Origin of the sequence: Cereibacter sphaeroides 2.4.1, assembly GCF_000012905.2 — a bacterium.
Classification (GTDB): Bacteria; Pseudomonadota; Alphaproteobacteria; order Rhodobacterales; family Rhodobacteraceae; genus Cereibacter_A; species Cereibacter_A sphaeroides.
Genome location: NC_007493.2, coordinates 1,169,350 through 1,192,289, shown reverse-complemented (window position 1 = coordinate 1,192,289; position 22,940 = coordinate 1,169,350). Strand labels below are relative to the sequence as shown.

Genomic DNA, 22,940 nt, shown 5'->3' with positions numbered 1-22,940 from the left:
AGGAGGGGCCGCGGCCGGCGCCCTCCTCAAGTCAGCGTTCCATGTCCCGCAGCGGGGGCGCCCCTAGTTCGTAGACGGCGCCCGCAGGGTCATCTGCACCATGTCGCCCGGTTCGAGCCGGACGTCCATCGCGTCGGGGATCTGGCGCATCTCGTTGCCCGCAAAGCGCATCACCACGACATCGCTCATGGCGGCAATGGTCGAGGGATCGGCCGCCACATCCTTCCCGCCCGCCTGGCTCAGGAGCGACACCGACAGGCTGCGCTGCGTGTCGATCTTGCGGTCCATCTCGAGGATCTGCGCCTCGACCTCCTGCAGCTGCGCGGCGATCTCGGACGACCGTCCGTCGATCAGCGCGATCCGGTCGCGCTCGGCGGTGGTGATGCCCTGACGCGCGCGCAGGATGGCGGTGGAGGTGTCGAGCAGCTGGCTCTCGACCGTCGACAGGGTGCGCTGGGTCTCGAACAGGCGACCGCTGGCGACGAGGCCCCGCTCCGAGAGGTTCTTGGCGTTGGCGGTCTCTTTCTCGGCCAGCGTGCGCTGGGTCTCGAGCTGGCCGGTCTTCGCCTGCAGCGCCTCGATCTCGGCCTTCAGAAGCTCGCTCTGGGCGTCGATGGCCGCGAGGTTCCGGTCCACCTGATCGCGGCGGAGATCCATGAAGGACTTCTCTTCGGCCAGGAGCGCGCGGCCCCGCGCCGTGTCGAGTTCGGGCACCGGGCCGAGCTCGGTCTGGTTGTCCCGCTCGGCCAGAAGCCGGGCGCGCCGGGCCATCATGCCCTCGCGGCTGTCGAGCAGGATGCGCAGCGCCCCCTCCTCGGAGATCAGGTCGCGCACGAGGGCGGGCGTGCTGCGGATCTCGTCGCTGGGGCCGCCCGCCATGGCGATGGCCTGCCGTGCGGTCAGACCCGGGCGGAAGACGACCTCGCCCGGCTCGCGCACATGGCCCGCGACGATGATGGGGCGGTATTCGGCGATCTCGATGGTCGCGTCGGGCATGTCCGGCAGCGCCAGGCGCTCCATCAGCCCGTCGGCGATCAGCGTGCCGAGCTGGGCGGGCGTGTGGCCTGCGGCCTCGACCGGGCCGAGAAACGGGACGGAGATCGTGCCGTCGGCATTGACGCGATATTCCCCCGTCATCGCCTCCCACTCGCGCATGGTGCCGTCGACGGGCTGCCATTCCAGCACCCGCAGGCGAAGCAGGTCGCTCTCGCTGATCGTGTAGCTGTCGGCCAGAGCAACGCCGGGCAGGAGCGCCACGACGAACAGGGGAAGGAGGTGACGGCGCAGGGCAGCCATTCGGATACCTTTCTGAACATGAAGGCGCGGCGGGAGCTTCCGCCGCGGCCGCTGCCAAAAGGAGTGGGAGGTCAGCAGGAGCCGCGCGAGCGAAGCACCGCCGGGACCGTACGCAGGATGATCGCGAGGTCGGAAACCACCGTCCAGCGCATCACATAGTAGCGGTCGAGCAGGACGCGCTGCCGGTAGCTGAGGTCGCTGCGGCCGCTCACCTGCCACATGCCGGTGAGGCCCGGGCGGGTGCGCAGATAGTGACCGGCCGACCCGCGGTAGCGGCGCAGCTCGGCGGCGACCACCGGACGGGGGCCCACGACGCTCATTTCGCCCGCGAGGATGTTGAACAGCTGCGGCAGTTCGTCGATCGACAGCATCCGGATCACGGCGCCGATGGGGGTCACCCGCGGGTCCTTGCGAAGCTTGCGGTCACGCTCCCATTCCCGCTGCGCCTCGGGGTTGGCGCGCAGGTGGCGTTCGAGCACCACGTCGCCGTCCACCACCATCGAGCGGAACTTCCAGCAGCGGAAGGTCCGCCCGCCGAACCCCACGCGCTGGTGGCCGTAGAGGATCGGGCCGTTGCTGCCGAACCAGATGATCAGCGCCACGCCGATCATGAGCGGCGCGAGCGCGATCAGCGCCGTCACCGCGATGGCCACGTCGATGAGCCGCTTCAGCACCCCGCCCACGGGGGCAGAGGCCGCCTGGGCGACCTGTGGCAGCGAGGACAGGTAGAGGTGATCCGGACTGACGTTGTCCGGAGTCAGAGACGATTGTGGATTGAATTCCATGAAACACCTGTTGCTTTTGAGTGTCGCCACTCAGGCACGGACCGACTTTAATCCAGAAATTACTGAGCCATGTCGTGCCAAGACTTCCGGGTTGATTATTGTCCAAATGAGAACAAGAATTTCTAACGCTTTCGCCAAAGTGTCAAGACATGCCCATTTTCAGGGCGGTTTATTCATCGCGGTTGTGCGGATTCTTGCTGCACCCGCGAAATTGCCTCGTCGTAATCATAAAGGACACTGGGCTCCACCGACGGGTGAGGGTGATTCTCTGGCGAGGCTTCAGCCCTTATGATCCTCGCCGATTCTAGGCATTTTTCAAGGCTGCGATTGATAGTTCCCGCCCTGCGGTGATCCTGGAATCCTCTGCAACTCAAGGACGTAATTGCAACATCCCCAGGTAGAACGAACGCCCCGCACGGTGCGCGCAAGGTGAAGAACCGGACGCCCCTGCCCCAACCACCGGCGAACCTCCGGGAAGATCAAGGTCCGTTTCCCGCCGCAGGCGGGGCCTCGCCGCTGCACCTGCATCGGTCTTCTGCGGCGGCGCAGCACGGGCATGGACCTCCTACGATGAACGGTTGGGCGGCTTGACCGAGGGCCGCGTGGCCCCGTCCGAGCCCCCGCAACACGCGGGGTCCGGGATGGTTCCCCGCAGAGACCCGCCCTCCGGTTCGAAAGCTCACGCGCAGACCACATGCAGGCGCCTCGGGCCGTGTGCCGGACCTGCGTGCTTTACCCCCGGCGCCCGCTCGTCTAAGCAGATGATCGAAAACGAGAGAGGCCCATGCGCATCCTGATCACGAACGACGACGGCATCAACGCTCCCGGCCTCGAGGTGCTCGAGCAGATCGCCCTCGAACTGGCCGGCCCCGAGGGCGAGGTCTGGACCGTCGCTCCCGCCTTCGAGCAGTCCGGCGTCTCGCACGCGATCAGCTACACGCATCCGATGATGATCGCCAAGCTCGGTCCGCGCCGCTACGCAGCGGAGGGCAGCCCCGCCGACTGCGTGCTCGCCGCGCTCTACGACGTGCTGCAGGGCGCCCGCCCCGACCTCGTGCTCTCGGGCGTGAACCGGGGCAACAACTCCGCCGAGAACGTGCTCTATTCCGGCACGGTGGGCGGCGCGCTCGAGGCGGCGCTGCAGGGCCTGCCCGCCATCGCCCTGTCCCAGTTCCTCGGCCCCGAAACGGAGGGGCTGGCCGATCCGTTCGAATGCGCCCGCACCCATGGCGCGCGCATCGTACGCCTCCTGCTCGAGCGCGGGCTCTGGGACGGCGAGGACTACCGGCTGTTCTACAACGTGAACTTCCCGCCCGTGCCGGCTGCGAACCTGCGCGGCCACCGCGTGGCGGCGCAGGGCTTCCGGCGCGACACCTCCTTCGGGGTCGAGCCGCACATGTCGCCCTCGGGTCGCCGCTTCCTCTGGATCCGGGGCGGCGCCCAGCAGAGCCCGACGCTGCCCGGCACCGATGCGGCCGTGAACCTCGAAGGGTTCGTCTCGATCACGCCGCTGCGCGCGGATCTGACTGCGCATGACCGGCTGGCCGAGCTGGAGGCGCTCATCGGATGACGGCAGAGGCAGACGGGGAGGATCCGGCCGAACGCAAGATGCGGTTCCTGTTCGCCGTCCGCTCGCGGGGCGTCACGGATGCCCGCGTGCTCGCCGCCATGGAGCGGATCGACCGCGGCGCCTTCGTCCGCGGCATCTTCGCCGACCGTGCCTATGAGGACATGCCGCTGCCCATCGCCTGCGGCCAGACCATCAGCCAGCCCTCGGTCGTGGGGCTGATGAGCCAGGCGCTGGCGGTGAACCCGCGCGACAAGGTGCTCGAGGTGGGAACCGGCTCGGGCTATCAGGCCGCCGTCCTGAGCCAGCTCGCCCGCCGCGTCTACACCGTCGACCGTCATCGCCGCCTCGTGCGCGAGGCGACCGAGGTCTTCCACCGCCTGTCCCTGACCAACATCACCGCGCTCATTGCGGACGGCAGTTTCGGCCTGCCGGAACAGGCCCCGTTCGACCGGATCCTCGTCACTGCCGCGGCCGAGGACCCGCCCGGCCCCCTGTTGGCACAATTGAAGATCGGCGGTATCATGGTCGTCCCGGTCGGCCAGACCGATGCGGTGCAGAACCTGATCAAGGTGACCCGGCTCGAGCAGGGTTACGATTACGAGGAACTTCGTCCGGTGCGCTTCGTGCCTCTGGTCGAAGGCATCGGGTCGGACTGACCCGTCACCGGGGGTGCCCGGACGGTCCACCGGCGCCGAGCAGCGCCGGAGTGGCTCCGGGATCCCGCCCGGGCGATCGACAAGCTCCGGGATCAACCCGGACCGCAAGACGAGAGGCAGAGCATGTTCCACCGTCCCACGCGCGCAGGCGCCCTTTGCATGACGGCGACGCTGACGATCCTCGCCGCCTGCAGCACTTCGGACCTAGACTGGGACCTGCGCGGTCGCCCCGGCGGGCTCAGCACGGCCGAGGCCGCGCGGGCGGTCAGCGCCCCCCGCCCCCGCGCCGACGACCGCGGGATCATCTCCTATCCGACCTATCAGGTGGCCGTTGCCCGGCAGGGCGAGACGGTCGCCTCGCTCTCGAGCCGCCTCGGGCTCGATGCCACGCAGGTCGCGAGCTACAATGCCCTCTCGCCGCAGAACCCTCTGCGCGCCGGAGAAGTGGTCGTGCTGCCGCAGCGCGTGGCGGCGGCTCCCGCCATGACCCCGGCGCCCGTCATGACGGCGCCCGGCGCGGCGAGCCCCGGCGGCATCGACGTGACCGCCATCGCCACCAGCGCCCTCGACCGGGCGGGCCCTGCCACCGCGCCGGTGGCCGCCGCTCCCGCTCCGGCCCCCGTGCAGTCTGCCGCGACAGAGCCTGCCCGCCACCGTGTGTCGCGGGGAGAGACCGCCTATTCGATCGCGCGCAGCTACAATGTCTCGCCCAAGGCGCTGGCGGACTGGAACGGGCTCGGGCCGGATCTCGCGATCCGCGAGGGCCAGTATCTGATGATCCCGACCGCCTCTGCGCCCCCGCCCACGGTGCCCGCCAATGTGACCGCGGTCACGGTGCCCGGGGCAGGCTCGCCGACGCCCACCCCGCCCTCGGCGGCCAAGCCGCTGCCCGCCGAGTCGACCACGCCCGCCTCGAAACCCGCAGGCCAGCCGGCCTCGCCCGACATGGGCGCACAGCGCACGCAGGCCTCCGCCTCGCGGCTGGGATTCCCGGTGCAGGGCAAGATCATCCGCGGCTATGTGAAGAAGAAGAACGACGGCATCGACATCTCGGCGGCCGTGGGCACGCCGGTGGCGGCGGCCGCGGACGGGACGGTGGCGGCCATCACGCAGGACACCGATCAGGTGCCGATCCTCGTGATCCGGCACCCCGACAACCTGCTGACGGTCTATGCCAATATCGACGGCATCAAGGTCACCAAGGGTGCCAGCGTGAAGCGCGGACAGCCCATCGCCGTGGTGCGCGCGGCCGACCCGCCCTTCGTCCATTTCGAGGTCCGCAAGGGGTTCGAGAGCGTCGATCCGATGCCCTATCTTCAGTAGGAAATCCGATCTCTCCCAAGGGGTTAGAAAAGCAAACTACCGCAGCACATGAAGTGCTGCGGCAGTTTTCATGTCGAGGTTCGCCGTATGAGGCTCAGAGCGCCACGCCGTGCCGCGCCGCAAGGTCGGTGAAGAACTGCCACGCCACCCGGCCAGAGCGGGCGCCGCGCGTGGCCTGCCATTCGATGGCCTCGGCCCTCAGCTCCTCCTCGGCAACGCTCAGCCCGTGGGCCGCGCAATAGCCGCGGATCATCTCGAGATACTCGTCCTGCGAGCAGGGATGGAAGCCCAGCCAGAGCCCGAACCGGTCCGAGAGCGAGACCTTCTCCTCGACGGCCTCGGAGGGGCTGATCGCGGTCGAGCGCTCGTTCTCGATCATGTCGCGCGGCATCAGATGCCGCCGGTTCGAGGTCGCATAGAGAATGACATTCTCGGGCCGCCCCTCGATCCCGCCGTCCAGAACCGCCTTCAGCGACTTGTAATGCTGGTCGTCGTGGCTGAACGACAGGTCGTCGCAGAACAGGATGAAGCGGAACGGCGCGCCGCGCAGATGCTTCAGGAGCCGCTGGACCGAGGGCAGATCCTCGCGGCTCAACTCGACGATCTTGAGCGGCAGGCCCTTGGCCACCACCGCCGCATGGATCGCCTTGACGAGGCTCGACTTGCCCATCCCGCGCGAGCCCCAGAGGAGCGCATTGTTCGCAGGCAGCCCGCGCGCGAAATGCTCGGTATTGTCGAGCAGGATGTCGCGCGCCCGGTTCACCCCCACCAGAAGCGAAAGATCCACCCGCGCCACCCGCGGCACCGGCTCCAGCCGGTCGGGCGACGTGTGCCACGCGAAGGCATCCACCGCCGAGAAGTCCGGGGCGGGCATCGGCGGCGGGCTCATCCGTTCGAGCGCCGCCGCGATGCGCGACAGGGCGTCGTCGCTCATGCCTTGCCGTCCTCTTCCTCGTTCTCGTCCTCGAACCACAGCCCCTGCGCCCGCAGCTCGGCCTCGCGCTTCCGCTCGATCCGGCGGATGAGCAGGATCGAGATCTCGTAGAGCGGATAGACCGCGCCGAAGAGGATCATCTGGGACATCATGTCGGGCGGCGTCGCGAAGGCCGCCACGATCAGAATCAGCACGATGGCATATTTGCGCATCGAGGAGAGGCCCCGCGCCGTCACGAGCCCCGCCTTGCCCATCAGCGTGAGCAGGACCGGAAGCTGGAAGCAGAGACCGAAGGCCAGGATGAAGGTCGTGGTCAGCGCCAGATACTGCTCCATCGACCCCTGGAACACCACGCCTGCGAGCGGCATCGTGCCGTCTTCGCGCACAGCGCCCGGCTGCTCGGTCATGAACTGCTGGAAGCCCAGGAAGAAGTCGAAGGCGATGGGCAGCACGATGTAGAAGGCGAAGATGCCGCCCAGCAGGAACATGAGCGGCGAGGCGACGATGAACGGCAGGAAGGCCGCCTTTTCGTTGCGGTAGAGCCCCGGCGCCACGAAACGCCACATCTGCCATGCGATGATCGGGAAGGAGAGGATGATGCCCCCCATCACCGAGATGCGGATGGCCACGAAGAAGCCTTCCTGCAGCTTGATGAGGATCAGCGAGCAGTCCTGCCCCCGCGCGTTCAGCGCGTCGCAGATCGGGTGGGTGAGGAAGTTGAAGATCGGGTTCCAGACCGTGAACGACGCCAGCATAGCGACCAGAAAGGCCGCGAGCGAGATCAGGATCCGGTTCCGCAACTCTGCCAGATGCTCGATCAGCGGAGCACTGGAACTGTCGATGTCGTCTCGGCTGTCGAGGCTCATGCGTTACTCTTGGGCTCGGCCGGCGCGGGGGACGCGGCCTCGGGGGCCGCCGCCGCAGGAGCCTGCGGCACCGGGGCAGCCGGCTCGGATGCGGGCGGCGCGGTGACGGCAGCGGCGCCTGCGCCCTGCTGGGCCTTCGCGGCCGGAATGCTGCTCGCCGGAGCAGCCGGCTTCGGCGCGCCCTGCTGCGGCTTCATCGGGTCCCATTTCTCGAACCGGTCCGCCGCCTGCTTCATCGCGTCGAGACCCATGCTGCGCGGCGAGGTCACGTTCTTGACGTCCTTCACCACATCCTTGACGCCGGTCTCGTCCGCCGCCGCCTCCATCGCGCGCTGGAACTCGCGCGCCATGTTGCGGGCCTTGGCTGTCACACGTCCGAGGGTGCGGAACATCTCGGGCAGGTCCTTGGGACCCACCACGACCAGCGCCACCACGCCGATGACGAGCAGCTCGCTCCAGCCGATGTCGAACATCGGGGGCCTGTCAGACTTTGTCGCGCTCGGAGGCGGGCGTCACGTCGCGCGTCGTCTCGGGGCGGTTTTCGATCTCGGCCGTCTCTTCCTTGATGCCCTTCTTGAAGGCATTGATCCCCTTGCCAACTTCGCCCATGAGCGAGCTGACCTTGCCGCGCCCGAACAGCACGAGCACCACCACCGCAATGAGCAGCAGGCCGGGCAAACCGATATTGTTGAGCATCTCGCGTCTCCTGCGGCCGACATGCGGCCTCTCTTCGTCACTGCCCCTAGTTATTGGTTCGCGCCCCCGGATCAAAGACCCTTTCGCGCCGCCTCCGCGTTTTTTGTCCCGGGGCTTTCGCTGCAACGAGCTTTCGCGGGGTGCGCAGCCCGCCCCAGGGCACGCGTTCAGCGGCGGGCGGGAAAGACGAAGCAGCGGTCGCGGCGGATCATCAGCCAGAGGGCGGTGCCGGGTTTCGGCAGGAAGACGTTCGGCACCGAGGCCGTCAGCCGCGATCCGTCGCTGTCCATGACGAATTCGACGAGGCTCTCGCGGCCGAGAAACCGCGCGCGCACCACCCGCCCGCGGGCGGGCGTGCCCTCGGCGGGCGTGGGGTTCGGCCCGCGTCCGTTGCGGTCGAAGTCGATCTTCAGATGCTGCGGACGGATCACGATCTCGACCTCGGCCCCGTCGGCATGACCGGGGGTAAGGAATTCGCCGAAGGGCGTCCGGGTCAGCGCCCCCCGCGAGGTGCCGCGGATCACGTTGATATCCGAGAAGAAGGCGGCCGCTGCACGGTCGGCCGGCGCATTGTAGATGTTGTAGGGCGAGCCACGCTGCACGATCCGCCCGGCGCGCATGAGAAGGATCTCGTCGGCCATCCGCAGCGCCTCGTCGGGCTCGTGCGTGACAAGGAGCACCGCCGCCCCTTCCTCCTTCAGGATCTCGAGCGTCGTGTCGCGGATCCCGTCGCGGAGCCGGTTGTCCAGCCCCGAGAAGGGCTCGTCCATCAGCATGACCCGCGGCCGCGGCGCGAGCGCCCGCGCCAGCGCCACCCGCTGCTGCTCGCCGCCCGACAGCTGGTGGGGATGTTTCGTCCCGTAGCCCACCAGATTGACCCGCTCGAGCAGTTCGGCCACCCGGCGGTCGCGCTCGTCGCGCCCGCTCCGCAGCCCGAAGGCCACGTTCTGCGCGACGGTCAGATGCGGAAACAGCGCGAAATCCTGGAACATGAGCCCCACCGACCGCGCCTCGGGCGGCTGGAACAGGCGTTCGTCCGAGACCGGCTGGCCGTCGAAGGCGATGCGCCCCCGGTCGGGGCGCTCCACCCCCGCGATCATGCGCAGCGTCGTGGATTTGCCGCAGCCCGAGGGGCCGAGGAGGCAGGCCACCTGCCCCGCCGCCACATCGAGCGACACGTCATCGACGACAGGTGTGCCCCCGAAGGCGCGCGTCAGATGCTCGACCTTCAGGCGTGGAGGATTGGCAGGGGATTGGGGCACGCTTGATCCGCTTGGTTCGCTCGGGGCAGGTTCTGGCGGCATTCGCGGCCCGGATCAAGCCTCCGGGCCGCGGCTGTCTCAGACCGTGAGGTTGGTGCCGCCGCCGTCGACCAGCAGGTTCTGGCCCACGATGAAGCGCGCATGCTCGGAGCAGAGGAAGGCGCAGGCGGCGCCGAAATCCTCGGCCCGGCCGTAGTGGCGGGTGGGGATGCTGGCCGCCCGCTGCGCGCGGGCCTCTTCGCGCGTGATGCCCTGCGCCTTCATCGCATTGCGGTCGAGCGCCTCGGCCCGGTCGGTGTCATGGATGCCCGGCAGCAGGTTGTTGATGCAGACACCGTGCTGCGCCACCTGCCGCGAGGTGCCCGCCACATAGCCCGTCAGCCCCGTGCGCGCCGAGTTCGACAGGCCGAGCGCCGGGATCGGGGCGCGCACCGACTGCGAGGTGATGTTGACGACGCGGCCCCAGCCGCTTTCGATCATGGCCGGCAGCAGCGCGGTCATCAGCGCGATGGGCGTCAGCATGTTGGCATCGAGCGCCCGGATGAAATCGTCGCGCGTCCAGTCCGACCAGAGGCCGGGCGGGGGGCCGCCCGCGTTGGTCACGAGGATGTCGACCGCGCCCGCGGCCTCGAGCACCCGCGCCCGCCCCTCTTCCGAGACGATGTCTGCCGCCACCGTGGTCACGTTCGCGCCGAACCGCTGCCGCAGATCCTCGGCCGCCGCCTCGAGCGCCTCGGCGCCGCGCGCGTTCATCATCAGATCGACACCGGCCTCGGCCAGAGCCGCCGCACAGCCAAGGCCCAGCCCCTTCGACGAGGCGCAGACCAGTGCCCGGCGACCGCGAATACCCAGATCCATTGTCATCTCTCCCATACATCGTTTCCCGCTCGACTTAGCAGCCCTGCTCCGTGATCGAAACCCGGAACGGGCGCAGGTGCGGGGTGCCGCCGGCCCGCTGCGACAGCGGGCGCTCAGGACGCGCTTTCCAAGCCGCGGGCCAGCGGCTATATCGCGCCCATGCTGGACCAGTCGAACCGCCCCGCCCTGCCTCCCGAAATCGCCCGCCGCCGGACCTTCGCGATCATCTCGCATCCGGACGCCGGCAAGACGACTCTGACCGAGAAGTTCCTCCTCTTCGGCGGCGCGATCCAGATGGCGGGTCAGGTCCGGGCCAAGGGCGAGGCGCGGCGCACGCGCTCGGACTTCATGGCGCTGGAGAAGGAGCGCGGGATCTCGGTCTCGGCCTCGGCCATGAGCTTCGATTTCAGCCAGTGGCGCTTCAACCTCGTCGACACGCCCGGCCACTCGGACTTCTCGGAAGACACCTACCGCACGCTGACGGCGGTCGATGCGGCCATCATGGTGATCGACGGCGCCAAGGGCGTGGAAAGCCAGACCCGCAAGCTCTTCGAGGTCTGCCGCCTGCGGGACCTGCCGATCCTGACCTTCTGCAACAAGATGGACCGGGAAAGCCGCGACACGTTCGAGATCATCGACGAGATCCAGTCGAACCTCGCCATCGATGTGGCGCCCGCCTCCTGGCCCATCGGCATGGGGCGCGACTTCCTCGGCTGCTACGACATCCTGCACGACCGGCTGGAGCTCATGGACCGGGCCGACCGGAACCGGGTGGCGGAGTCGATCAAGATCGAGGGGCTCGACGACCCGATGCTCGCCCAGCATGTTCCGGCCGAACAGCTCGAGAAGCTCCGCGAAGAGCTCGAGATGGCGCGCGCGCTCTTGCCCGCCTTCGACCGGCAGAGCTTCCTCGAAGGCCACCTCACCCCGATCTGGTTCGGCTCGGCGATCAATTCCTTCGGCGTGAAGGAGCTGATGAGCGGCATGGGCGAATTCGGCCCCGAGCCGCAGATCCAGAAGGCGGCCGAGCGCGGCATCGCGCCCGAGGAGACGCCGGTGACGGGCTTCGTATTCAAGGTGCAGGCCAACATGGATCCCAAGCACCGCGACCGGGTGGCCTTCGTACGCCTCGCCTCCGGCCATTTCGAGCGCGGGATGAAGCTCCTCCACGTTCGCTCGAAGAAGCCGATGGCGGTGACGAACCCCGTGCTCTTCCTCGCCGCCGACCGCGAGCTTGCCGAGGAGGCCTGGGCGGGCGACATCATCGGCATTCCGAACCACGGCCAGCTTCGCATCGGCGATGCGCTGACCGAGGGCGAGGCGCTGCGCTTCACCGGCATCCCCTCCTTCGCGCCCGAGCTTCTGCAGGGCGTGCGGGCGGGCGATCCGATGAAGGCCAAGCATCTGGAAAAGGCACTGATGCAGTTCGCCGAGGAAGGTGCGGCTAAGGTCTTCAAGCCGATGATCGGCTCGGGCTTCATCGTGGGCGTGGTGGGTGCGCTGCAGTTCGACGTGCTGGCCAGCCGGATCGAGCTGGAATATTCGCTGCCCGTGCGGTTCGAGGGCTCGCAATTCACCTCGGCGCGCTGGGTGATGGGGCCGAAGGCGGCTGTCGAGGCCTTCGTCAACGTCAACAAGGGCCATATCGCCCATGACAGCGACGGCGACCTCGTCTATCTCACCCGCCTGCAGTGGGACATCGACCGCGTGAGCCGGGATCACCCGGAGGTGCGGCTGACGGCCACCAAGGAGATGATGGTCTGAACCGGGGCGCCGCGCGGCGCCTCGCCCGCGGCTGCCTCTTCCAGCCCGAAACCGCGGCCCTGATGAGACAGGGACCGCGAAAAGGGCGCAAACGCAGCCCGAACCTTGACCCTCGGGGTAATTTGGGCTAAGGCCGCCCGAGGCCATGAGGGCCGAAAGACGCCGGGACGCCCGGACCATCAGCGTCCCCTTGAGTACCATGCGGTCCGATACCGCATTGACAGGATGCTAATGACCAAGTTCTCCGACCTCGCGCTGGATCCCCGCGTGCTGAAGGCCGTGCAGGAAGCCGGCTACGAAACGCCCACCCCGATCCAGGCGCAGGCCATCCCGCATGCGCTGGAAGGCAAGGATGTGCTGGGCATCGCCCAGACCGGCACCGGCAAGACCGCCAGCTTCACGCTGCCCATGATCACCATCCTCGGCAAGGGCCGCGCGCGCGCCCGGATGCCGCGCAGCCTCGTGCTCTGCCCGACGCGCGAGCTTGCAGCCCAGGTGGCCGAGAATTTCGACATCTATGCCAAGCACTCCAAGCTCTCGAAGGCGCTGCTGATCGGCGGCGTCTCCTTCACCGAGCAGGACAAGCTGATCGACCGCGGCGTGGACGTGCTGATCGCCACCCCGGGACGCCTCCTCGACCATTTCGAGCGCGGCAAGCTTCTGCTCACCGGCGTGCAGATCATGGTGGTGGACGAGGCCGACCGGATGCTCGACATGGGCTTCATCCCGGATATCGAGCGCATCTTCTCGCTGACGCCCTTCACGCGCCAGACGCTGTTCTACTCGGCCACCATGGCGCCCGAGATCGAGCGGATCACCAACACCTTCCTCACCGGCGCGGTGAAGATCGAGGTGGCGCGGCAGGCCACGACCTCCGAGACGATCGAGCAGAAGCTCATCCAGGTCACACCGACGCGGAAGGAGCGTAGCTTCGCCGACAAGCGCGCCGTCCTGCGGGCGCTGATCCGGGCCGAAGGCGAGGCCTGCACCAACGCGATCATCTTCTGCAACCGGAAGATGGACGTGGACGTGGTGGCCAAGTCGCTGAAGCAGCACGGCTTCAACGCGTCGCCCATCCATGGCGATCTCGAACAGTCGCAGCGCATGAAGACGCTCGACGGGTTCCGCGACGGGTCGTTGCACCTGCTCGTAGCCTCCGACGTGGCCGCGCGCGGGCTCGACATTCCGGCGGTGAGCCATGTGTTCAACTTCGACGTGCCGACCCACCCCGAGGATTACGTCCACCGCATCGGCCGGACCGGCCGCGCGGGCCGGAAGGGCAAGGCCTACACGATCGCCGTGCCGTCGGACGAGAAGCATGTGACCGCCATCGAGAGCCTCGTGAAACAGGCGATCCCGCGCGGCGAGCTGCCCGAGGGCTTCAGCCTCGAGGATCGCCCCGACCGGCCCGAGCGTGACAACGCACGCGGCGAGCGGTCCGAACGCCCTGCGCGCGGCCGTCGCGGCCGCGACCGCGACCGGCGCGAGGAGCCCCGGGTCGAGGCCGTGGAAGCCCCGGCCGCGGCCGTTCCCGAAGTGCGGGAAGTGCGCGAGGAGCGCCCGCCCCGCCGCGAAGAGCGGCGCGACGAGCGCCGCGAGGGCGGCAACAACCGGCGCGAGCGTGACCGCGACCGCCGCGAGGAACGCGTGGTGGGCATGGGCGACCATGTGCCGGACTTCCTGCTCCGCAGCTTCCGCATCCCGAGCCTGACGGCCTCCGACGAAGAGGAGCCCGTCCCCGAGGCCGCGGAAGAGATGCTGGCGGGCGACGGCGAGGCCTGAGACCGCACTGGCCGGCGCCTCAGCGTGCCGGCCTTGAGCCCTCATCTTCCGGCCTTGTCAGGCAGACCTGCTCTCATTCCCGGGAACCGGGATCTTCCGGTCTGCACCGGGCGACAGCCCACCGCCCTGCGGCGCCCCGCGCGCCTTCAGCGGCACGGCCGTCATCTGTTCCGTGAAACGCCTCGACTGCCTTGCGGGCCGGGATCTCCCGATCCGCACTTGGGGATAGCCCGCTGCCGTACAGACCCGCGCACGCGTCCCTCGGCGGGGCGCACCGTCTCGTCCGGGACGGGACTCGACGGCTTTGCTGGCCGGAATCTCCCGATCTGCACCGATCAACGGTCCGGCGCCTTGCAGGCGCCCGTCCCTCTGCGAGGCGGCTCATCCCCAGCGTGAAACGATTCGGCGCGCTGTGCGTTGGTCAGCATCCTCCACTTGGAAAGGTGCTGCCATGATCCGCCTCACTGCCGTCCTGCCCCTCGCGGGCCTTCTCCTCCTTGCCGCCTGCGGCTCCAACGACACCGAGCGCGCAGCGACCGGCGCCCTCGGGGGCGCGGTTGTCGCGGGCCCGCCCGGCGCACTGGTCGGCGGCGCGGCGGGAACGCTGGTCGACTGACCTCTCTGCCGGGGTGAGGCTCGTTTGCGGAGACAGAGGTGAAACCCGGCCGCCCTTCGTCTGGCCGAAGCGGAAATCCCGCAGGGCCTCGTCCCAACAGCCCCCGCGCGCGGGCCCATAGCTTCAACGAAAAGGGCCGGCTTCCGCCGGCCCTTTATCGATGGGACAGGAAAGGGAGGCCTCAGCCTTCCATCAACCGGCTGACGACCACCGTCACTTCCGGCTTCTTTCCGATCTCTTCCATCGCGACCTGACGCACCATCCGACGGATCGCCTCGTCGAGCTTGTCGTCGTCGCGCAGCACCTTGGCCCCCGCCCGGCCGAGATAGTCGGACAGCTCCTCTTCCAGCGTCTCAGACAGCGCCCGGCCGGTGCGGCCGCGCTCGGGCAGGCCCATCAGCTCCACCCAGGCGTCGCCCAGCGGCGCGTCCTGCTCATCGAGGATCACCGTCGTCAGCACATGGCCGTTCAACGCCATGCGGATCCGGTCGCGGACCACCCCGTCGCGCGCCCCGATCAGCACCGAACCGTCGAGATAGCTGCGGCCGGTGTCGATATATTCCGCCACCTGCAGCCCGCGCGTCAGATCCACCATCATCCCGTTGGTGATGACATCCGCCGTAATGCCCTTGGCCGCCGCGATCCGCGCATGTTCGCGCAGATGGCGGTGCTCGCCATGCATCGGCACCAGCATCTCGGGCCAGAGCAGCGTATGCACCTGCTCGAGATCCGGGCGGTTAGCGTGGCCCGAGACGTGATAGAGCCCGCCCGCATCGTCCACCACATCCACCCCCATCTCGGAGAAGGAGTTGACGATGCGCAGCACGCCGCGCTCGTTTCCGGGGATGGTCTTGGAGGAGAAGAGGAAGAGGTCGCCCTCCTTCATCTCGAGCCCGAGATATTTCCCGCGCGCAAGCTGGGCGGAGGCCGCGCGCCGCTCGCCCTGACTGCCGGTCACGATCAGCATCAGGTTCTGGCGCGGGATCTCGGCCGCCTCCTCGGGGCTCACGACAGCGGGGAAGCTCGTCAGCACGCCGCTCTCCTGTGCCGCCGTCACCATGCGGCGCATGGCGCGGCCCAGAAGGCAGATCGAGCGGTCCGCCGCGGCCGCAGCCTCGGCCAGCGTCTTCAGCCGCGCCACGTTCGAGGCAAAGGTGGTGGCCACCACCATGCCGCGGGCGCCCGCGATCAGCGCCTTCAGCGGGTCGCCCAGCGTGGCCTCCGACCGGCCGGGATGGAGCGAGAAGACGTTGGTCGAGTCGCACATCAGCGCCTTCACCGGCCGCTCGGCCGCGATGGCGCGGAAGGTCTCGTCCGCCCAGGGCTCGCCCACCACCGGCGAGCGGTCGAGCTTGAAATCGCCCGAATGGACGATCCGGCCCGCAGGCGTGTCGATCACCAGCGCCGAGCTTTCGGGGATCGAGTGCGAGACGGGCACGAACTGCACCTCGAAGGGGCCGGCCTCGACCACCTCGGGGCGCGCGCCCACGATGGTGATCTGGTCGGCGGGCAGCCCGTGCTCTTCGAACTTCAGCCGGCCGATGGTGCCGGTGAAACGGCGGGCATAGACCGGCGCCTTCAGCCGCGGCCACAGATGGCCGAGCGCGCCGATATGGTCCTCGTGGGCATGGGTGATGAAGATCGCCTCGATCCGATCCTGACGCTCTTCGAGCCAGGAGATGTCGGCCATGATGAGATCGACGCCGGGCGTCGTCTCCATGTCCGGGAAGGTCACGCCGAGATCGACGACGATCAGCCGCTCGCGCCCCTCCGGCCCGTAGCCGTAGACGTAGCAGTTCATCCCGATCTCGCCCGCTCCGCCGAGCGGCAGATAGATCAGCCGGTTTGCACTCATTCCAGATCCTTGTTGTATTGGTGGATCAGGACGAGACCCTGCATGGTCAGATCGTCCTCGACCCTGTCGAACAGATTGAATCCCTGGTCGAATAAGGGTGCCAGGCCCCCTGTCGCGATGACCTTCATCGGGGAGTCCCGCTCGAGCCGGATCTGGCGAACGATACCCTCGACGAGGCCGATGTAGCCCCAATACACCCCGGACTGGATGCAGGCCACCGTATTCGTGCCGATGGCCTGCTGGGGCTTGGTCACGTCGACATGCGGCAGCGCGGCCGCGGCCATGTGCAGCGCCTCGAGGCTGAGATTGACCCCCGGCGCGATGACGCCGCCGATATAGGCGCCGTCCGCATCCACCACGTCGAAGGTGGTGGCGGTGCCGAAATCCACCACGATCAGGTTGCCGCCGTGAAGATGGAAGCCCGCCACCGTGTTGACCAGCCGGTCGGGCCCGACGGTCGTGCCCTGATCCACGCGCGGCGCGACGGGCAGACGGCACTCGGGCTTGCCCACCACCAGCGGCCGGCAGTCGTAGTAGCGGTTGCAGAGGACGCGCAGGTTGAACACCACCCGCGGCACGGTCGAGGAGATCACCGCCTCGCTGATGCGCGCCTCGATCTTCGTCAGGCTCAGCAGGGTGGAGAGCCAGACATGATATTCGTCCGCAGTGCGCTTGTGGTCGGTCGCGATGCGCCAGGTGGCGAGGAACTGCGTGCCATCCCAGATCGAGAAGACCGTATTCGTGTTGCCGCAGTCGATCGCCAGAAGCATCGCTTCTCCTTCAGAAGAACACTTCGGCCGCGGGGATCGCCACGCGGCCGCTTCCCGTCTTCAACACCAAAGCGCCGTGGGCGTCCACCGTCTCGAACAGCCCCTCGCGCAGCTCGTGCCCGGTCCGCGCGCGGATCTGCTCGCCCAGACGCGCCGCATGGGAGAGCCACGCCTCGCGGGTGGGCCCGAACCCCAGCCGGGTGAAGCTCTCCTCGCGGCGGGCATAGGCCGGAGCCAGCGCCTCGAGGAAGGTCTCGGGCGTCACGCGCACACCGGTCTCGGCCAGAAGGCTCACCGGCCGCACCGCGCCCGGCTCCACCTCGGCCGCATCGGGGGCGGCGATCAGGTTGACGCCGATGCCGATGGCCAGATGCTGCACGCGCCCGCCCTGCCCGAGGCTCTCCAGCAGGATGCCCGCGAGCTTGCCGCCGTTCAGCAGCACGTCGTTCGGCCATTTCAGCGAGAAGGCCTCCGGCAGGCCCGTCAGCGCCACGCAGGCATCGCGGAGCGCCAGCGCCGCCACGAAGGAGCGCAGCGCCACCACTTCCCGCGGCTCGGTCGGATGCAGGAGATGCGTGCCGTAGAAATTGCCGCGCCGCGAGCTCCAGGGCCGGCCGCGCCGCCCCCGGCCCGCGGTCTGCTCGGCGGCGACGATCCAGGCAGGCCCGCTCAGGCTCGAGGCCAGGCGAGCCGCCACCGCATTGGTGGAATCGACAGAGTCGAGGGCGTGGCGCGCCACGCCCTCCGGCCAGGCATCAGCGGACAAGCGTCTCGGCCGCCACTGCCGCCAGGGGCTCGAGCCCGAACATGTTGATGACGCCGAGCACGTTGATCGCGGCGGCCGCCATCAGCATGGTCCATTGCACCCCGCCCATGCGGCTCTCGACCGGATCGCCATCCTTGCCGAAGTACATGTAGTAGACGATGCGCATGTAATAGTAGGCGCCGATCACGGCCGCGAGCACGGTCAGCACCGCAAGCCATGCCATCCCGGCGCTGACGGCGGCCTTCAGGATGTAGAACTTCGCGAAGAAGCCGATGAAGGGCGGCACGCCGGCGAGGCTGAACATCAGCACCAGCACCGCCAGAGCCTTCAGCGGCTCGCGCTTCGCGAACATGTTCAGGCTGTCGATGCTGGTGACGGGCCGGCCGTCCTTCTCCATGGAGAGGATGAAGGCGAAGGTGCCCACGTTCATGGTGACATAGATCGCCATGTAGAGGAGCATCGCCTGCACGCCCGCGGCCGTGCCCGCGGCGAGGCCCACCAGCGCATAGCCCATGTGACCGATCGAGGAATAGGCCATCAGACGCTTGATGTCGCGCTGGCCGATGGCCGCCACCGAGCCGAGGAACATCGAGGCCACGGCGAGCGCCGCCAGCACCTGACGCCAGTCCATCGGGATGCCGCCGAAAGCGTCATGCACCGTGCGGGCGATGAGCGCGATGGCCGCGACCTTGGGCGCGGTCGAGAAGAAGGCCGTCACCGGCGTGGGCGAGCCCTCGTAGACGTCCGGCGTCCACATGTGGAAGGGGGCGGCCGAGACCTTGAAGGCGAGGCCCGACAGCATGAAGACGAGGCCGAACAGAAGCCCCAACGGCACGCCCTCGTTCACCGTGGCGAGGATGCCCGAGAAGAGCGTCGTGCCGGCAAAGCCGTAGACGAGCGAGGCGCCGTAGAGCAGGAGGCCCGACGACAGCGCGCCCAGCACGAAATACTTCATCCCGGCCTCGGTCGACTTGACAGAGTCGCGCCGCAGCGAGGCCACGACATAGAGCGCGAGGCTCTGGAGCTCGAGCCCCATGTAGAGCGCGATCAGGTCGCCCGCCGACACCATCATCATCATGCCGGTGACCGACAGGGCCACGAGGATCGGGAACTCGAAACGCCCGAGGTCGCGGCGCTGCATGTACTCCTGCCCGAGGAGCAGCACGGCCGCCGCCGAAGCGAGGATCGTGACCTTGGCGAAGCGCGAGAACGGATCCTCGATGAACATGCCGCCGAAGGCGGTGCGAGCGCCCGAGCCGCCGAAGCCGATCCAGAGCGCGAGGAACAGCATCAGGCCCGCGAAGACCCAGGTCATGACCGGCGTCAGCCGGTCCTTGCCGCCATAGACACCGGCCATCAGGCCCAGCATGGCCGAGATGGCGAGCACCATCTCGGGAAGGACGGTCGAGAAGTCAGCGGAGGTCATCGTGCGTCCCTCATTCCATGGCCAGCCGCGTGCCGGCCTCGAGGGCGGCGGTCGCGGACTGGTAGTCGGTCGTCAGACGGGCCACCGAGGGCCCGATGATGTCGGTGACGAGGCTCGGATAGACGCCGAGCAGCAGCGTCATGGCCACGAGCGGGGCGAAGATCGCCTTCTCGCGCCGGTCCATGTCTCGGATCGTGCGCAGCGCCTCTTTCACCAGCTCGCCGAAGACCACCCGGCGATAGAGCCAGAGGCCGTAGGCCGCCGAGAGGATCACGCCGCTCGTCGCCACCATCGCCACCCAGGTGTTGACCTGGAAGATGCCGACGAGGGTCAGGAACTCGCCGATGAAGCCCGAGGTGCCCGGCAGGCCCACGTTCGCCATGGTGAAGAACATGAAGATCAGCGCATAGGCCGGCATCCGGTTCACGAGGCCACCATAGGCGTCGATCTCGCGGGTGTGCATCCGGTCGTAGATCACGCCCACGCAGAGGAAGAGCGCGCCCGAGATGAAACCGTGGCTCAGCATCTGGAAGATGGCGCCGTCCACGCCCTGCTGGTTGGCAGCGAAGATGCCCATGGTGACATAGCCCATGTGCGCGACCGACGAGTAGGCGATCAGCTTCTTCATGTCCGACTGGGCCAGCGCCACCAGCGAGGTGTAGACGATGGCGATGGCGGACATCCAGAAGACGAGCGGCGACAGAAGCTCGGACCCGATCGGGAACATCGGCAGCGAGAAGCGCAGGAAGCCGTAGCCGCCCATCTTCAGAAGGATCGCGGCCAGCACCACCGAGCCCGCCGTCGGCGCCTGAACGTGGGCGTCGGGCAGCCAGGTGTGCACCGGCCACATCGGCATCTTGACGGCGAAGCTCGCGAAGAAGGCCAGGAACAGCAGCGTCTGCAGCCCGCCCACGATCTGGAAGCCCGCGAGCGTCATCGTGCCCGAAGAGAATTCGTGGCTGAGCAGCGTCGGGATGTCGGTTGTGCCCGCGTCGTAATACATCGCGATCATCGCGATCAGCATCAGGACCGAGCCGAGGAACGTGTAGAGGAAGAACTTGAAGGCCGCGTAGATCCGGTCCTTGCCGCCCCAGATCCCGATGATGAGGAACATCGGAATGAGCCCCGCCTCGAAGAAGAGGTAGAAGAGCACGAGATCGAGCGCGCAGAACACGCCCAGCATCAGCGTCTCGAGGATCAGGAAGGCGATCATATATTCCTTCACCCGCGTCTCGACCTCCCAGGCCGAGGCGATGGTGAGCGGCATGAGGAAGGTGGTCAGCATCACGAAGAGGATCGAGATGCCGTCCACGCCCATCTTGTATTGCAGGCCCGCGATCCAGTCGTAGCTTTCGACGAACTGGAAACCCGTGTCCTGCGCGTCGAAGCCCGCCAGCAGGAAGAGCGAGACGAGGAAGGTCGCCGAGGTGGCGAGCAGCGCCAGCCACTTCGCGTTCCGCTGCGCGGCCGCGTCATCGCCCCGCAGGAACAGCGCCATGATGAGCGCCGCCACCAGCGGGATGAAGGTGATGATCGACAGCAGGTTTTCCATCAGTGCGCGCCCCCCGTGAGCGTCATCCAGGTAATGAGGATCGCGATGCCGAGGAACATGGCGAAGGCGTAGTGGAAGATGTAGCCGGACTGGACGCGGCCCGCGAGCCGGGTCAGCGCCGGGATGATCCCGAGCGCGATCCCGTTGATCGTGCCGTCGATCACCGTCCCGTCGCCGCGCTTCCAGAAGAAGCGGCCGAGGAAACGGGCCGGGCGGACGAAGATCACGTCATAGAGCTCGTCGAAATACCACTTGTTCAGCAGGAACAGGTAGAGCGGGCGCTGGCTCCGCGCGAGGGCCGCCGGCAGGGCGGGCTTCGCGATGTAGAAGAGCCAGGCCATGCCGAAGCCGATCAGCATCGCGACGAAGGGCGAGACCTTGACCCAGACCGGGGCGTGGTGCGCCTCGTCCATGACATGGTTCTCGGGGCCCATGTAGATGGCGCCGATCGGGCCAAGGGCTGCCACCTCTGCATGGGCTTCCGCCTCGCCCGGCTCCGGCGCCTCGCCGGCACCGGCCAGGTTGCCCGCCTCGGGCAGCGCCTCGTCGGCGGTGACGGTCGCCCCGGCCGCCGGCTCGGCCGCATGATCGGCCGCCGCTTCGGCGTGGGACTCGCCCTCTTCCGAGGCTTCCGCATGATGCGGGATGCCGAACCAGGTCGCGACCTTGTTATGGTCTCCGAAGAAGGAATTGTACCAGATCATCCCCGAGAAGGCCGCGCCGAGCGCCAGAACCCCGAGCGGGATCAGCATGACGGTCGGGCTCTCGTGGGCATGGTCATGGGCGTGATGGTCGCCCCGCTCCTTGCCGAAGAAGGTCAGGAAGATGAGCCGCCAGGAATAGAAGCTGGTGAAGCAGGCCGCCACGACCAGAAGCCAGAAGGCATAGCCCGAGCCGACCCAGGCGCTCTCGATGATCGCGTCCTTCGACAGGAAGCCCGCGAAGCCGATATGGGTCAGCGGGATGCCCACGCCGGTGATGGCGAGCGTGCCGATCATCATGGCCCAGAAGGTCAGCGGGATCTTCGAGCGGAGGCCGCCGTAGTTCCGCATGTCCTGCTCGTGGTGCATCGCATGGATGACCGAGCCCGCGCCGAGGAACAGCATCGCCTTGAAGAAGGCGTGCGTGAAGAGGTGGAACATGGCCGCCGAATAGACGCCCACGCCCGCCGCCACGAACATGTAGCCGAGCTGCGAGCAGGTCGAATAGGCGATCACGCGCTTGATGTCGTTCTGCACGAGGCCCACGGTGGCCGCGAAGAAGGCCGTGGTGGCGCCGACGACCACGATCATGGTCTTGGCGTCGGGCGCGAATTCGTAGAGCGGCGACATGCGGCAGACGAGGAACACGCCTGCGGTCACCATGGTGGCGGCGTGGATCAGCGCGGACACCGGGGTCGGACCTTCCATCGCGTCGGGTAGCCAGGTGTGCAGGCCGAGCTGGGCCGACTTGCCCATGGCGCCGATGAAGAGGAGGACGCCGATCAGGTTGGCCGCGTTCCATTCCGTCCAGAGGAAGGTGAGGTTCGTCTGCGCAAGCTCGGGGCCGGCCGCGAACACATCGTCGAAGCGGATCGAATCCACGAGGAAGAACAGAGCCATGATGCCGAGCGCGAAGCCGAAGTCGCCCACGCGGTTCACGACGAAGGCCTTGATCGCGGCGGCGTTGGCCGAGGGCTTGCGATAGTAGAAGCCGATGAGCAGGTAGGAGGCCACGCCCACGCCTTCCCAGCCGAAGAACATCTGCACGAGGTTGTCCGACGTCACCAGCGTGAGCATGGCGAAGGTGAAGAACGAGAGATAGGCGAAGAAGCGCGCCTTGTAGTGCTCGTGGTGGTTCCAGTTGTCGTCGTGCGCCATGTAGCCGAAGGAATAGAGGTGCACGAGCGCCGAGACCGTGTTCACCACGACCAGCATGATGGCCGTGAGCCTGTCCACGCGGATCGCCCATTCGGTCGAAAGCGAGCCGCTCTCGATCCAGCGCAGCAGCACGACCTGATACATCTCGCCGTCGAAGCCGAGGAAGATGATCCAGGAGAGCAGCGCGGCGAGGAAGACGAGCGCGGTCGCGATGACCTGCCCTGCCCGCTCGCCGATGAGGCGCCAGCCGAAGCCGCAGATCAGGGCGCCGAGAAGCGGCGCCAGGAGGATGATCGTTGCCATG

Annotated in this window: 21 protein-coding genes; 7 read left to right on the top strand and 14 right to left on the bottom strand. The window is 67.9% G+C overall.

Translation table 11 applies throughout. The features are described 5' to 3' along the window. Positions 1-63: 63 nt before the first annotated feature. Both RSP_RS05820 and RSP_RS05815 read right to left on the bottom strand, forming a co-directional pair. Positions 64-1,296 (bottom strand): polysaccharide biosynthesis/export family protein, encoded by a 1,233-nt coding sequence (locus RSP_RS05820; RefSeq protein ID WP_009564418.1) that lies wholly within the window; start codon positions 1,294-1,296, stop codon positions 64-66. A gap of 71 nt (positions 1,297-1,367) precedes the next feature. After that, the gene (locus tag RSP_RS05815; RefSeq protein WP_002719697.1) at positions 1,368-2,081 is read right to left on the bottom strand and encodes a sugar transferase; all 714 of its coding nucleotides are present in this window, start codon (positions 2,079-2,081) and stop codon (positions 1,368-1,370) included. Here RSP_RS05815 and RSP_RS05810 point away from each other — a divergent pair. The 4 genes from RSP_RS05810 (at position 2,080) to RSP_RS05795 (ending at position 5,630) form a co-directional block, all read left to right on the top strand. After that, positions 2,080-2,373 (top strand): hypothetical protein, encoded by a 294-nt coding sequence (locus RSP_RS05810; RefSeq protein ID WP_124254315.1) that lies wholly within the window; start codon positions 2,080-2,082, stop codon positions 2,371-2,373. The two genes, RSP_RS05815 and RSP_RS05810, sit on opposite strands and share 2 nt — an antisense overlap. A 492-nt stretch (positions 2,374-2,865) precedes the next feature. Then, the gene (gene surE, locus RSP_RS05805; protein WP_011337560.1) at positions 2,866-3,651 is read left to right on the top strand and encodes a 5'/3'-nucleotidase SurE; all 786 of its coding nucleotides are present in this window, start codon (positions 2,866-2,868) and stop codon (positions 3,649-3,651) included. Continuing rightward, positions 3,648-4,307: a protein-L-isoaspartate(D-aspartate) O-methyltransferase gene (locus tag RSP_RS05800; RefSeq protein ID WP_002719695.1), complete on the top strand. Its 660-nt coding sequence runs from the start codon at positions 3,648-3,650 to the stop codon at positions 4,305-4,307. The genes surE and RSP_RS05800 overlap by 4 nt, the downstream gene beginning before the upstream one ends. A gap of 159 nt (positions 4,308-4,466) precedes the next feature. Then, positions 4,467-5,630 (top strand): M23 family metallopeptidase, encoded by a 1,164-nt coding sequence (locus RSP_RS05795; protein ID WP_029534505.1) that lies wholly within the window; start codon positions 4,467-4,469, stop codon positions 5,628-5,630. 94 nt (positions 5,631-5,724) lie between these two features. Here RSP_RS05795 and RSP_RS05790 read toward each other — a convergent pair whose 3' ends face one another. The 6 genes from RSP_RS05790 to RSP_RS05765 all read right to left on the bottom strand — a co-directional run bounded on the left by RSP_RS05790 (position 5,725) and on the right by RSP_RS05765 (position 10,246). Next, on the bottom strand, positions 5,725-6,564 hold the full coding sequence (locus RSP_RS05790; protein WP_002719693.1) for an ATP-binding protein: 840 nt from the start codon (positions 6,562-6,564) through the stop codon (positions 5,725-5,727). Further along, positions 6,561-7,430, bottom strand: coding sequence for a twin-arginine translocase subunit TatC (gene tatC / locus RSP_RS05785; RefSeq protein WP_002719692.1), 870 nt, complete (start codon positions 7,428-7,430; stop codon positions 6,561-6,563). Before tatC ends, RSP_RS05790 begins: the two co-directional genes overlap by 4 nt. Further along, complete coding sequence (gene tatB / locus RSP_RS05780) at positions 7,427-7,903, bottom strand: Sec-independent protein translocase protein TatB (protein ID WP_002719691.1); 477 nt, start codon at positions 7,901-7,903, stop codon at positions 7,427-7,429. Before tatB ends, tatC begins: the two co-directional genes overlap by 4 nt. A 10-nt stretch (positions 7,904-7,913) precedes the next feature. Continuing rightward, entirely contained in the window at positions 7,914-8,126 is a 213-nt protein-coding gene (gene tatA, locus RSP_RS05775) for a twin-arginine translocase TatA/TatE family subunit (RefSeq protein WP_002719690.1), read from the bottom strand. 167 nt (positions 8,127-8,293) lie between these two features. Beyond that, the gene (locus RSP_RS05770; RefSeq protein ID WP_011337558.1) at positions 8,294-9,430 is read right to left on the bottom strand and encodes an ABC transporter ATP-binding protein; all 1,137 of its coding nucleotides are present in this window, start codon (positions 9,428-9,430) and stop codon (positions 8,294-8,296) included. A gap of 36 nt (positions 9,431-9,466) precedes the next feature. After that, positions 9,467-10,246: an SDR family oxidoreductase gene (locus RSP_RS05765; protein WP_011337557.1), complete on the bottom strand. Its 780-nt coding sequence runs from the start codon at positions 10,244-10,246 to the stop codon at positions 9,467-9,469. A 159-nt stretch (positions 10,247-10,405) separates the two neighbouring features. On the opposite strand from RSP_RS05765, the gene RSP_RS05760 reads away from it, so the two are divergent. From RSP_RS05760 to RSP_RS22190, 3 genes are all read left to right on the top strand, one after another. Further along, complete coding sequence (locus RSP_RS05760) at positions 10,406-12,010, top strand: peptide chain release factor 3 (RefSeq protein WP_011337556.1); 1,605 nt, start codon at positions 10,406-10,408, stop codon at positions 12,008-12,010. A 231-nt stretch (positions 12,011-12,241) separates the two neighbouring features. Further along, positions 12,242-13,792 (top strand): DEAD/DEAH box helicase, encoded by a 1,551-nt coding sequence (locus RSP_RS05755; protein WP_017140173.1) that lies wholly within the window; start codon positions 12,242-12,244, stop codon positions 13,790-13,792. Positions 13,793-14,243: 451 nt separating this feature from the next. Further along, a complete protein-coding gene (locus RSP_RS22190; protein WP_002719685.1) occupies positions 14,244-14,408 on the top strand; it encodes a hypothetical protein in 165 nt (54 codons plus the stop codon). Between the two features lie 181 nt (positions 14,409-14,589). On the opposite strand, the gene RSP_RS05750 is transcribed toward RSP_RS22190, so the two are convergent. The 6 genes from RSP_RS05750 to nuoL are packed head-to-tail and all read right to left on the bottom strand — an operon-like array spanning position 14,590 to position 22,939. Beyond that, positions 14,590-16,263, bottom strand: a complete 1,674-nt coding sequence (locus RSP_RS05750) for a ribonuclease J (protein WP_002719684.1) — start codon at positions 16,261-16,263, stop codon at positions 14,590-14,592. Further along, positions 16,260-17,033 carry a type III pantothenate kinase gene (locus tag RSP_RS05745; protein ID WP_009564427.1) on the bottom strand — a complete coding sequence of 258 codons (774 nt, stop codon included), beginning with the start codon at positions 17,031-17,033 and terminating at the stop codon, positions 16,260-16,262. Before RSP_RS05745 ends, RSP_RS05750 begins: the two co-directional genes overlap by 4 nt. Before the next feature lie 10 nt (positions 17,034-17,043). Then, on the bottom strand, positions 17,044-17,799 hold the full coding sequence (locus tag RSP_RS05740; RefSeq protein WP_017140172.1) for a biotin--[acetyl-CoA-carboxylase] ligase: 756 nt from the start codon (positions 17,797-17,799) through the stop codon (positions 17,044-17,046). Next, positions 17,789-19,225, bottom strand: a complete 1,437-nt coding sequence (gene nuoN / locus RSP_RS05735; RefSeq protein WP_002719681.1) for an NADH-quinone oxidoreductase subunit NuoN — start codon at positions 19,223-19,225, stop codon at positions 17,789-17,791. Before nuoN ends, RSP_RS05740 begins: the two co-directional genes overlap by 11 nt. A gap of 10 nt (positions 19,226-19,235) precedes the next feature. After that, positions 19,236-20,777 carry an NADH-quinone oxidoreductase subunit M gene (locus RSP_RS05730; protein WP_002719680.1) on the bottom strand — a complete coding sequence of 514 codons (1,542 nt, stop codon included), beginning with the start codon at positions 20,775-20,777 and terminating at the stop codon, positions 19,236-19,238. Beyond that, positions 20,777-22,939 (bottom strand): NADH-quinone oxidoreductase subunit L, encoded by a 2,163-nt coding sequence (gene nuoL / locus RSP_RS05725; protein WP_011337553.1) that lies wholly within the window; start codon positions 22,937-22,939, stop codon positions 20,777-20,779. Before nuoL ends, RSP_RS05730 begins: the two co-directional genes overlap by 1 nt. Between the last annotated feature and the right edge of the window lies 1 nt (position 22,940).